Origin of the sequence: Allobosea sp. OK403 (assembly GCF_900113835.1) — a bacterium.
Taxonomy (GTDB): domain Bacteria; phylum Pseudomonadota; class Alphaproteobacteria; order Rhizobiales; family Beijerinckiaceae; genus Allobosea.
In genome coordinates, this window is sequence record NZ_FOQV01000005.1 from 311213 (window position 1) to 322172 (window position 10960).

A 10960-nucleotide genomic window follows, 5' to 3' on the forward strand; every position below is an offset into this window, starting at 1 on the left:
CTGCACGGGATCGAGACTGTTGCATCCGTCTCGGCGCTTTATAGTCCGCTCTCAATTTGTGGAGCGGGAGCAGAACCATGCGGGTGGCGGTTGTCGGTGCGGGTGCGATCGGGGGCGTCATCGCCTGGCATATGGCCAAGGCGGGGCAGCGCCCTCTCATCGTGGCGCGCCCGGCGACGGCGGCCCTGCTCGCCTCCGACGGCCTGACCCTCGAAACCGCGTCATCCGCCGAAACGCTATCCGTCAACGCGACGGCCGATCCGTCCTCGGCCGGCGTGCAGGATCTCGTTCTGGTCGGCTATAAGGCGCATGACTGGCCGACGGGCCTGGATCTGGTGACGCCTCTGCTCGGGCCCGAGACGATCGTGCTGCCGATGCTGAACGGCATTCCATGGTGGTATCTGGATGGGCTGGACGAGAGGTTCGGCGATCGGAAATTGACCTCTGTCGACCCCGAAGGCGCGATCGCGGCAGCGCTTCCGACCACCCAGATTCTCGGCTGTGTCGTCTATGTCGGCGCCAATCGCCCGGCGCCGAACCGGATCGCCTGGAACGGCCGCAAGCGCCTGGTCATCGGCGAACCGCTGGCGCCGACGAGCGCGAGGCTTGCCGATGTCGTGGCGTTCCTGAAGGCGGGCGGCATCGACGCCGAGCCGAGCACGGACATCCGAGGCGCGGTCTGGCACAAACTCCTCGGCAATGCCGCCTATAATCCGGTCTCGGCGCTGACGGGAGCGACGATCGACGCCATCATCGGCGACCCCGCGCTCCGCAGCGTCGCCAAGTCGATCATGGCGGAATGCGTTGCGGTGGCCGCAGCGCTCGGCATCGAGGACAGGCCCGATCTCGAGGTGCGCCTGGAGCTTCCTCCCACCCTGGTCGGCGTCAAGACCTCGATGCTGCAGGACATGGAGGCTGGCCGGCCGCTGGAATTGGGTGCGATCGCAGGCGCGGTCACCGAGCTCGGCCGAAGGGCCGGAGTTCCCACTCCGCTGATCGACTGCGTCGCGGCGCTGGCAGGGAATGCCTGGCGGCAGCGATGGGGAGCCGCGGGCTGATCGGAGTACGCCTGCGCCTGATCGAGGTGGAAAGCGCGCGACCGTCATCAATCTGTCGTCGCCGGCTTTGCAGATGCGCCGCTTGTCACGAGGTCGTGTCGATCGGTTTTACGCATGTTTCGGTTCCTGGCCCTGCGCGCGGGGCGCGCCATCCTCACGCTCCTCATCTGCGTCTCGGCGGTCTTCATCGCGCTGCGTCTGGCGGGCGACCCCGCCGACATCATGCTCTCGATCGACACGCCGCCGGATGTGCGCGCCTATTACCGCGACCTCTGGGGTCTCGATCAGCCGCTCCACCAGCAATATCTGCGTTATCTGCTCAGCGCTGCCAGGGGTGATTTCGGCGCCTCCTTCGCCGATGACCGGCCGGCTTTCGCTGCGGTACTCGAGGCCCTGCCGAAGACGGCGCTGCTCGGCACATCCGCGCTCCTGCTGGCCCTGCTGGTCGGCCTGCCGCTTGGCGTGCTAGCGGCGCTGAGGCACAACAGCGTTATCGACAGGCTGGCTATGGCTTCGGCCGTGTTCGGCTATGCCATCCCGATCTTCTTTCTCGGCATCCTGCTGATCCTGCTGTTTGCGCTGAAACTGCGCGTCCTGCCCTCGGCAGGGTCGGACACTCCGGCCCATCTCATCCTACCGATGGTGACGCTCGGGCTGCCGCTGGCGGGCCGGCTTGCCCGTTTCGCACGGACCTCGACGCTGGAGGTGCTCGGCAAGCCCTTCATTCGCGCGGCGCGCGGGCGTGGCGTGATGCCCTTCGGCGTCGTCATCCGCCACGCCTTGCCGAATGCGTCGGTGCCGCTCCTGATGTTCCTCGGTATCGAGATCGGCGGGATTCTCGCCGGCAGCGCCGTGGTCGAGACGATCTTCGCCTGGCCCGGCGTCGGCCGCTTGCTGGTCGATTCGGTGGCGACGCGTGATCTTGCCGTGGTGCAGGCCGTGATCCTCACCATCACGGTGATCATGATCTGCGCCAACCTGCTCGTCGATATCCTGCATATCCTGATCGACCCCCGCTTGGGCGGCTTCCGGCAGGCTGGGGGAGCACGGGCATGACGACGGGTCTCGACAGCGCGGCTCTCGCGCCGCCTGCGCTTCGCGCCCGCCCGGCGCGGGTTGCGATGTCACCCATCGTCAAAGCGTCGGCGGCGTTTCTCCTGCTCACCGTGCTCGTCGCGCTGCTCGCCGACTGGCTGGCGCCGATCCACTTCACCACCCAGAACCTCGCCGCGCGTCTGCGCCCGCCTTTGTCCGAGGGCGGCGGCATGACCTATTGGCTCGGCACCGACCAGCTCGGGCGTGATATCCTGAGCCGGTTGATCTTCGCCATCCGCACCTCGATCCTGATCGCGGTGCTCGGCACCTTGATCGGGGCGGTCTTCGGCACGCTGCTCGGTTTTGTGGCGGCGCGGTTCAAGGGGCTCGTCGACCAGGGCATCATGATGCTGGTCGACGCGCAGGCGGCGATCCCGGCGCTGTTCCTGGCCCTGACGATGCTGGCCTTCTTCGGCAACAACATCCTGCTCTTCATCATCCTGGTCAGCATCGACGGCTGGGATCGCTATACCAGGCTGGCTCGGGGCCTCGTCGTCTCCGAGCAGGAGAGCGAGTACATCAATGCGGTGGAGGCGCTCGGCGCGCGGCCAGTGCGGGTGATCATGCGCCATCTCCTGCCCAACATCGTCGCGGCGCTGGTGGTGCAGGCGACCCTGAACTTTCCGGGCACGATCCTGCTCGAAACCTCGCTCTCCTTCCTGGGGCTCGGCGTGCAGCCGCCGGGCACCTCGCTCGGCCTGATGCTGGGCGAGGGGCGGCGCTATCTGCTCAACGCCTGGTGGATCGCCGTCTTCCCCGGGCTGACGATCTTCCTGACGACCCTGTCGATGAGCCTGTTCGGCGACTGGCTGCGCGACAGGTTCGATCCCACGGTCGATCGGACGTAAGGGCGGGATGATCAGGATGATGTTGTCCGCACAATCGCCGGCTTCGGGACGCCCGCTCGTCATCGCTCATCGCGGCGGGGCGCTGCTGGCGCCCGAGAATACGGCCGAGGCCTTTCGGGCAGCAGTGGCGGCAGGAGCCGACATGGTCGAGACGGATCTGCGGCTGACAGTCGATGGCGTGCTCGTCTGCCTGCACGATGCCGATCTGAAACGCCTCTGCGGCGATCCCCGTGCGGTGGCGGAGGTCGATCTCGCCACCATCCGCAACCTCTTGCCGGCGGTGATGACGCTGCAGGACGCCATCGCGGCCTCGGACCCACTCGGGCTGCTGCTCGACGTGAAGCTGACTGAGCGCGCCGTCGTGCCGCGCATCCTGGCGGAGCTGAGCCAGGCCGGCGCGGCCGGGCGCACGCTGCTCGGTCTGCGCGATCTCGATCTCATCGCCTCGGCGCGAGCCCGGACGAGCGAGGTCGCGTTGCTCGCTTTCGCCGCCGATCCTGACTCGGCTGCACTGGCTCGCGCCGCCGGCGCAGACTGGTTCCGGCTATGGCAAGGCACTGCTACGGCAAAACGTGCCGCCGCGGTTCGGGCCGAAGGCCTGAAGCTTGCGGTCATGGTCGGCCAGCCGCGTTCGGTGGCCTTGCCGAACTATCCGCCTTTCCCGGTCGGGCGCATCGATCGTGACGGGCTCGATCGGCTGCTTGCGCTGTCGCCGGACGCGGTCCTGCTCGACGATCCGCGCCTTCTGGTCGAAGCCCTCACTGGGCGCCCCGATGTCACCGGATTGTCGCCTGGCTGAGGCAAGCCACGCATTCGCCGTTCCACTGGTGCCGGTCGCCGCGCCGACCTCGTCGGCTTGGCCGCGCCGGCTGTTCCAAGGATCCATAATGGTCACGATGCCCCGGATCACGATATCCCGCCGCCGCTTCCTGGAAGGCGCGATCGCCACCCCCATCGCGCTGAACGTCCAGCCGGGCTTTGCCGCCGGCGAGACCCGGCCGAATTTCACCGTGGCTGTCGCCGATCTGCCGGCGACGCTGGAGCCGGCCCGCGAACTCTCCAATGTCGGCACGCGCGTCACCTATTCGATCTTCGACACCTTGATCCGGCGCAATTTCCTCGGCACGGCCGATGGCGGCGGCTCGGAGCTCAAGCCGCATCTCGCCACAAAATGGGAGCGTGTCTCGCCGCAGGAATTGATCGTCACGCTGCGCCAGGGCGTGAAGTTCCACAATGGCGATGAGCTCACTTCCGAGGATGTTGCCTACACCTTCCGCGACGGGCGGCTTTGGGGCGACAAGGCCCAGATCCCGGGCGGCAAGGCTTATTTCGGCGTGCTGGCCAGCGTCGAGCCGATCGACCGCTACAGCGTGCGCTTCCGCACCAGGACGCCCGACGTTTTGCTGGAACAGCGGCTCGCCTCCTGGTGCGCCTGGATCGTCAACAAGCGCGCCTATGAGGCGATGGGCTTCGAGGCCTATTCGAGGAAGCCCGTTGCGACCGGCCCCTACCGGGTCGTATCGCACAGCGCCGCTGACGCGACCGTGCTCGAGGCCTTCGACGATTATTTCATGGCCAAGCCCTCGGCCAAACGCGTCATCTTCAAGCGCGTGCCGGAACTGGCCGCCCGCGTCGCCGGCCTCGTGGCGGGTGACTACGACCTCATCACCAATATTCCGCCGGACCAGATGAGCATCGTCGGCGGCTACAAGGACATCGATGTGCGCTCGGTCGTGCTGGCGAACGTGCATGTGCTCGCCTTCAACGACCAGGACAAGCTGCTCTCCGACAAGCGCATCCGCCAGGCGCTGGTCTGCTCCATCGACCGCCAGAAGCTCGTCGATACGCTGTGGCAGGGCACGGCCCTAGTGCCGGCCAGCCACAATTTCCCCGAATACGGCGAGATGTTCGTCGAGGGCCGCAAGCTGCCCTATGACCCGGCGAGGGCGAAGGCGCTGTTGAAGGAGGCGGGCTACAAGGGCGAGCCGGTCGTCTATCGGACGATGGCCAATTACTACACCAACGCGCTCGAATCTGCGCAGGTTCTGGTCGAGCAATGGAAGGCGGTCGGCCTCAACGCCTCGCTGCAGGTCGTCGAGAACTCGGCCCAGTTGCGCGGCGCCGGCTCGCAGATCTTCAACTGGTCGAATTCGACCCGCCTGCCCGATCCGCTCGGCTCGATCTGGGTGGCCTGGGGGCCGGCCGGCGAGGTCCAGGTCTCGAAGTTCTGGACCTCGGCGGGGGCCTTCAACAAAGCGGGCAATGCGCTTGAGGCGGAGGTCGATCCGGCGAAGCGCAAGGCCCTCTTCACCGAGATGCTCGACATCTGGGAGGACGAGGCCCCGGCCACGATCCTTTACCAGCCGAGCGAGGCCTACGCGATCAAGAAGGCGATCGCCTGGCGGCCGAACACCTTCTATTTCATGGATCTGCGACCCGACAACCTGTCCTTCGGCCGCAGCTGAAGGCAGGGTACAAATATAAGAAAAGGGCGGCTTGGCCGCCCTTTTCTTTTTGATCTGGCTGGCGATTGGAAGTCGATCGTGCGCCCTCAATGCCCGCCGCCCAGGATGAAGCGGCGGCCGTCCTGCTCGACGATGTCGACATGCTGGCTGAAAGCGCCGCGACCGGCCGAATAGCGCGTGACGCGCGCTTCTTCGCGGGCGGGGCGGGCGAGGTTGCGGCCCTGCATGGTCTGCGCCGGCGCTATCCCGAGCAGGCCGAGCACGGTCGGGCCGATATCGATGATGCCGGCCGGCGCTGAGGACAGGGAGCCGCGCCCCTCCGCCGTCTCGGCTGCGACGATGAGCACGGTGTTGAGTTCGTGCGGATTGATGCCGCCATGCATGCCGCCGCCGAGCGGCACGTCGCCCGGTGTCATCGTCCCCAGGCCGGGCAGGCCGTATTGGTCGGTCGCGAGATCCGATTTCAGGATGAACATGAGGTCCGGCTGGCGCTCATGCCCGTTGCCCATCAGCGCGAGGGACAGGGTGCTGTCCACCACGCCCTCGACCTCGTTGCGCGCGGGCGAGAAGACATGCCCGACGGCCGGCTGCTGCATCAGCCAATGGGCGATCCGCTCAACGCCGTCGCGGTCGCCATTGAGGCGGCGGATCTCGCCGCTGATGCCGCCGGTGGCGACGAAGGCCGCACCGTCGAACGCGTCGGGTTGGGCGACCGCAAAGCCCGCCTGACGCGCGTCGTCGAAGAGCGGGTGGATGGCGCAGGTCGAGATCTGGCCGTGATCGGATGCGACGATCACGGCGATGCGCTCTGCATCCGGCTGGGCGTCGACCCAGTCCAGTATGGCGCCGAAGGCCTTGTCGGCTTCCTGCAGCCCGGCCCTGGCTTCAGGCGAGCCGAGGCCCTTGTAGTGAAAGGTCGTGTCGGGCTCGTTGAACCAGACCAGCGCCACATCCGGCGCAAGCACTGGCAAGACATGCTCCACCATCAATCGCGCCGCGTAGCGCAACTCGCCCAGGCGCGGCATTTCGCGCTCCGGCAGCGGGCCGACCGTCTCCAGCGCCTCCACCACGGCATGGGGCGTCTGGGTGCCGTCGACGCCATGCATCGAGAAGGTCCAGTGGCCGTTGTCGCGGGCGCGCGGGTTGATGAAATGCGCCGAGCCGGGCGAACCTGTATGCACCACGCAGAGCTGTCGCCCGGCGCGGGCGAGAACGTCACCAAAGCTGTCCACATCGATGAGGCGCCCGCCATGATGAGCTTCGACGCGGCGGAGATGGCCGCTCCGGCCGGTGTCGAAGACATGCTCGGGCATGGCGGCGGAATGGTAGAAGGCGTTGCCGACGATGCCATGCGTGGTCGGCGGCGCGCCGGTGGCGATCGCGCTCGTGCAGACGCGCGTCAGCGAGGGAAAGACGCTGCGCGCCTGCCGAAACCAGGTGCCGCGCGCCGCCAGGCGCAGGATGTTGGGCGTCAGCTCGGGCGTCACCATATCGGGCCGGAGACCGTCGAACACCGCCACGATCACCCGCTCGGCAGTGGCCTGCTCATTCTGCGCCATCGTCTGTCTCCGAAGGATATGGAAGCGGTTCCTGACGCACTCAGGCGGCTACGGCAACCGGGCTGTCGATGGCCGGCGCGAGATGGCAGGCGGCGAGCCGCCCATCCGCCACGCGGCGCAGGGCCGGAGCCTCCGTCGCGCACAGCGCCATGGCGCGCGGGCAGCGCGGATGAAAGGCGCAGCCGCTGGGCCGGTCGACCGGGTTGGGCGGATCGCCCGACAGCACGATGCGCTCGCGCATGCGCCGCCAGGGCGTCGGCACCGCCGAGACCAGCGCCTCGGTATAGGGATGGGCGGGTGCATGGAACAGGGCATCGGGCGGACCCTGCTCGACGATACGGCCGAGATACATCACGGCGACTTCGTCGGCGATCTGGCGCACCACCTTGAGGTCGTGGCTGATGAAGAGATAGGCCATGCCGAAGCGCCCCTGCAGATCCTGCAACAGGTTGATGACCTGCGCCGCGACGGAGACGTCGAGAGCCGAGATCGGCTCGTCGCAGACCACGAGTCTGGGGTCGAGCACCAGCGCGCGCGCCAGCACCACGCGCTGGCGCTGGCCGCCCGATAATTCATGCGGATAGCGGTCGAACAGGTCGGGACGCAGCCCCACAGCCTCGAACAGCGAAAGCGCCCGCTCCTGCCGCGCCCCAGGGCCGGCTTCGAGATCGTGGATCTGCAGCGGCTCGACGACCTGCTCGCCGACCGTCAGGCGCCGGTCGAGCGCTGCCAGCGGGTCCTGGGGGACCATCTGCATGGACCGGCGCATGGCGCGCCATCTCGCGTCGCGCTCCGCTGTGACCGGCTCACCGGCAAAATCGATCCGACCGGAGGAGGCCGCGAGCAGGCCCAGCACCAGCTTGGCCGTCGTCGACTTGCCGCAGCCGGATTCGCCGACGATGCCGAGCGTGCGGCGGGCATCGAGCGAGAAGCTCACCCTATCGACGGCGTGCAGCAGGCGCCGCTCGCCGCGCGCGCCAGCGGCGGGATAGTGCCGCGCCAGATCCGTCACCGTCAGAAGCGCGCTCATGACGACATCCCGACAAGCTCTTCCAGGCGCTGCTCACGCTGGCTCGAGGCCCGCTGCTCCGGGCTGCCTTGCCAGGGCGGCAAGGCATCGAGCCGCAGGCAGGCGGATTGGCGGACGCCGCCCGCCGGGGCGAGCGGCGGCGGCGCGACCTGGCAGATGGCGGCAGCCGAGATGCAGCGCGGCGCGAAGGCGCAGCCTGGCGGCATCGCATCGGGCGCGGGCACCGTGCCGGGCACCGGCGTCAGGCGCAGGCGTGGCCCCTCCAGCTCCGGCAGGGCGGCCAGCAGCCCTCGCGTATAGGGATGATGAGGTTGATGCAGCAGCGCCGAGGTCGCTGCGGTTTCCACGACGCGGCCGGCATACATGACGGCGACACGGTCGCAGAGATCGGCCACGACGCCGAGATCATGCGAGATCAGCACGAGGCCCATGCCGGTATCGCGGCGAATGTCGCGGATGAGATCGAGGATCTGGGCCTGGATGGTGGCGTCGAGTGCGGTCGTCGGCTCGTCGGCGACCAGCACGTCGGGCTCGCCGGCCAGCGCGATCGCGATCATCACGCGCTGGTTCATGCCGCCCGACAATTCGTGCGGGTACTGCCGCAGCCGGCGCGGCGCGTCGGCGATGCCGACACGGTCGAGCAGGCGCAAAGCTTCCGCCTGTCCCGCCGCACCGGAGAGGCCGCGATGCAGGCGCAGCGCCTCGCCGATCTGCGTGCCGATGCGATGCACCGGATTGAGCGAACTCGTCGGGTCCTGGAAGATCAGGCCGATCCGGCCGCCGCGAATGCGCGCGATCTCGCGCTCGCCGAGATGCGTGATGTCCTGGCCCGAGAGCAGAACCTTGCCCGAGGTGGCGACGCCCTTGCCGAGGAGCCGCAAGGCCGCAAGCCAGGTGACGCTCTTGCCGCAGCCGGATTCGCCGACGATGCCGAGCGCTTCCCCCGGTGCAAGCGTGAGATCGACGCCATGCACGACCCGGGTCGCGCCATGGCCGTTGCGGAACGAGACCGTGAAGGCTTCCAGCGCCAGCAGCGGGGTAGAAGGGGGTGTCGTGCCGCCCGAGCGAGGGATCGCGGAGGGCGAGACGTCCTGCGGGGTCAAATGATGTGTCGGAGCGTCGCTCATGGCGGCCGAACTACGCATCGGCCGATGACCGTCCGATGACACTATCGTCACAGAAGACTGATCAGGCCACGCCGCTCCGACGGTTCGGCTGGAAACCTCGCTGAGCCCCGATCCTGAGAAGCAGCACCGCGGCGTTTCGAAGGATGAAATCCGCGTTCCGGTATGGGCCTTTGGTAGTTTGCAGTAAAATGCACAGATCGAAGAAATACTGATTGCTACGCCAAGTTATATTCTGATGTATTCATTTACAGGGGATTTCTCCTGCGCATCTCTACGCCGAAAATTTCGAACCTATGCGTTGAGAGAGGTAAGAACCCTAAAATTAAGCAGCCTTTCATTATTATAGACAAAGCTGAAGCGTTCCTGGGTGTGTCACGCCGCCCATTCAACAATGAGCCGCCTCATGAAGAAGCTCTTTCTATTTCGGCTGCCGATCGCGACCCGCCTGGCTATCGTCGGGGTCCTCATCGTGGGCGCGGCCGTCGCCGCATCCGTCCTGGTGTCGATCCACGCGGCCGACAAGGCGATGCGCGAGCGGGCGCAATCCAGCCTCTCCGTCAACATCAACCTGCTGCGCGATATTCTCGTCGCCAAGGGCGAGCCGAAGCTGGAGGGCGACAAGCTCTATTTCGGCAATGAGCTGGTGAACGGCAATTTCGCTGCCGTCGACAAGGTCAAGGCGCTGGCCGGCAGCGTGGCGACGGTCTTCATGGGCGATGTGCGCGTTGCCACCAACGTGCAGAAGCCCGATGGCTCGCGCGCCGTCGGCACCAAGCTGGCCGCAGGTTCCGCCTATGACGCCGTGTTCAAGGATCGAAAGACCTATTCCGGCGCGGCCGACATTCTGGGCCTGCCCTATTTCACGATCTATGAGCCGATCATCCAGAAATCGAACAACCAGGTCATCGGCATCCTGTTCGTCGGCATCAGGCAGGCCGATTTCCTGGTCGTGATCGACGAGATGATCTGGGGGAACGTGATCGCCGGATTGCTGATCGCGCTGGTGGGCGGCGCCGTGCTGCTGCTGGTCCTGCGCCGCATGATGAAGCCGCTCGGCAGCCTGAAGGCCGCGATGCACCGGCTCGCCTCGGGCGATATCGAGACGACGATCCCCGTCATCCGCAGCCGCGACGAGATCGCGGCGATGGCCGATGCGGTCGGTGTCCTGCGCAGCGCCGCGATCGAGAAGGCGGAGCTCGAAACCGCTGCCGCCGCGCAAGCGCGCCTGATCGAAGACACCCGCCACGCAACCGAAGCCGAGCGCCTGGCGGGAGCGCAGCAGCAGCTCAAGCAGGCGAAGGAGCTGGAAAATGTCGTCACGGAGCTGGCTCGCGGCCTCGCCGAACTGTCCTATGGCAACCTGACGCATCGCATCGAGGCTTCCGTTCCGGCGGCCTATGAGCAGCTTCGCGACGACTTCAACACCACCGTCGACCGCCTGTCCTCGACGGTGCGCACGATCCAGACGACCTCTGCGGATGTCGGCTTGGCGGCGCGCGAGATCACGATGGGCGCCGATGATCTGTCGAAGCGCACGGAAGAGCAGGCGAGCTCGCTGGAGGAGACCGCGGCGACGACCGAGGAGCTCGCAGCCTCGGTGAAGGCCTCGGCCCAGGCCTCCAGGCAGGCCGCCGCGATCGCAACCGAAGCGATGCAGGCGGCGCAGTCGGGCGGCACGATCGCGACTGAGGCGGTCGCTGCAATGGCGCGCATCGAGAGCGCCTCGCAGAAGATCTCCGACATCATCCGGGTGATCGACGACATCGCCTTCCAGACCA

Annotated in this window: 9 protein-coding genes; 6 read left to right on the forward strand and 3 right to left on the reverse strand. The window is 67.1% G+C overall.

Features of this window, described 5'->3' with window-relative positions:
• Positions 1-77 precede the first annotated feature (77 nt).
• The 5 genes from BMZ97_RS19425 (at position 78) to BMZ97_RS19445 (ending at position 5466) form a co-directional block, all read left to right on the forward strand.
• Positions 78-1058, forward strand: a complete 981-nt coding sequence (locus BMZ97_RS19425) for a ketopantoate reductase family protein (protein ID WP_092173255.1) — start codon at positions 78-80, stop codon at positions 1056-1058.
• A gap of 114 nt (positions 1059-1172) precedes the next feature.
• Positions 1173-2114 carry an ABC transporter permease gene (locus BMZ97_RS19430; protein WP_092173258.1) on the forward strand — a complete coding sequence of 314 codons (942 nt, stop codon included), beginning with the start codon at positions 1173-1175 and terminating at the stop codon, positions 2112-2114.
• Positions 2111-3001 carry an ABC transporter permease gene (locus BMZ97_RS19435; RefSeq protein WP_092173261.1) on the forward strand — a complete coding sequence of 297 codons (891 nt, stop codon included), beginning with the start codon at positions 2111-2113 and terminating at the stop codon, positions 2999-3001. Before BMZ97_RS19430 ends, BMZ97_RS19435 begins: the two co-directional genes overlap by 4 nt.
• Positions 3002-3017: 16 nt before the next feature.
• On the forward strand, positions 3018-3800 hold the full coding sequence (locus BMZ97_RS19440) for a glycerophosphodiester phosphodiesterase (protein WP_092173385.1): 783 nt from the start codon (positions 3018-3020) through the stop codon (positions 3798-3800).
• An 88-nt stretch (positions 3801-3888) separates the two neighbouring features.
• A complete protein-coding gene (locus BMZ97_RS19445) occupies positions 3889-5466 on the forward strand; it encodes an ABC transporter substrate-binding protein (RefSeq protein ID WP_244546494.1) in 1578 nt (525 codons plus the stop codon).
• Between the two features lie 86 nt (positions 5467-5552).
• Here the strand turns inward: BMZ97_RS19445 and BMZ97_RS19450 are convergent, their stop codons facing one another.
• From BMZ97_RS19450 to BMZ97_RS19460, 3 genes are read right to left on the reverse strand one after another with little or no spacing between them, the layout of a single operon-like run.
• Positions 5553-7025, reverse strand: a complete 1473-nt coding sequence (locus BMZ97_RS19450; protein ID WP_092173264.1) for an alkaline phosphatase family protein — start codon at positions 7023-7025, stop codon at positions 5553-5555.
• A gap of 40 nt (positions 7026-7065) precedes the next feature.
• Positions 7066-8055: an ABC transporter ATP-binding protein gene (locus BMZ97_RS19455; RefSeq protein WP_092173267.1), complete on the reverse strand. Its 990-nt coding sequence runs from the start codon at positions 8053-8055 to the stop codon at positions 7066-7068.
• Entirely contained in the window at positions 8052-9182 is a 1131-nt protein-coding gene (locus tag BMZ97_RS19460) for an ABC transporter ATP-binding protein (RefSeq protein ID WP_092173391.1), read from the reverse strand. Before BMZ97_RS19460 ends, BMZ97_RS19455 begins: the two co-directional genes overlap by 4 nt.
• A gap of 403 nt (positions 9183-9585) precedes the next feature.
• Here BMZ97_RS19460 and BMZ97_RS19465 point away from each other — a divergent pair.
• Positions 9586-10960, forward strand: a 1375-nt coding sequence (locus tag BMZ97_RS19465; RefSeq protein WP_092173270.1) for a methyl-accepting chemotaxis protein, incomplete at its 3' end; no start/stop codon positions are given.

Bases quoted from the DNA above. Each gene is read 5' to 3' on its own strand.
- BMZ97_RS19425 (WP_092173255.1), top strand. From the start codon at position 78: ATGCGGGTGGCGGTTGTCGGTGCGGGTGCGATCGGGGGCGTCATCGCC.
- BMZ97_RS19430 (WP_092173258.1), top strand. From the start codon at position 1,173: ATGTTTCGGTTCCTGGCCCTGCGCGCGGGGCGCGCCATCCTCACGCTC.
- BMZ97_RS19435 (WP_092173261.1), top strand. From the start codon at position 2,111: ATGACGACGGGTCTCGACAGCGCGGCTCTCGCGCCGCCTGCGCTTCGC.
- BMZ97_RS19440 (WP_092173385.1), top strand. From the start codon at position 3,018: ATGATGTTGTCCGCACAATCGCCGGCTTCGGGACGCCCGCTCGTCATC.
- BMZ97_RS19445 (WP_244546494.1), top strand. From the start codon at position 3,889: ATGGTCACGATGCCCCGGATCACGATATCCCGCCGCCGCTTCCTGGAA.
- BMZ97_RS19450 (WP_092173264.1), bottom strand. From the start codon at position 7,025: ATGGCGCAGAATGAGCAGGCCACTGCCGAGCGGGTGATCGTGGCGGTG.
- BMZ97_RS19455 (WP_092173267.1), bottom strand. From the start codon at position 8,055: ATGAGCGCGCTTCTGACGGTGACGGATCTGGCGCGGCACTATCCCGCC.
- BMZ97_RS19460 (WP_092173391.1), bottom strand. From the start codon at position 9,182: ATGAGCGACGCTCCGACACATCATTTGACCCCGCAGGACGTCTCGCCC.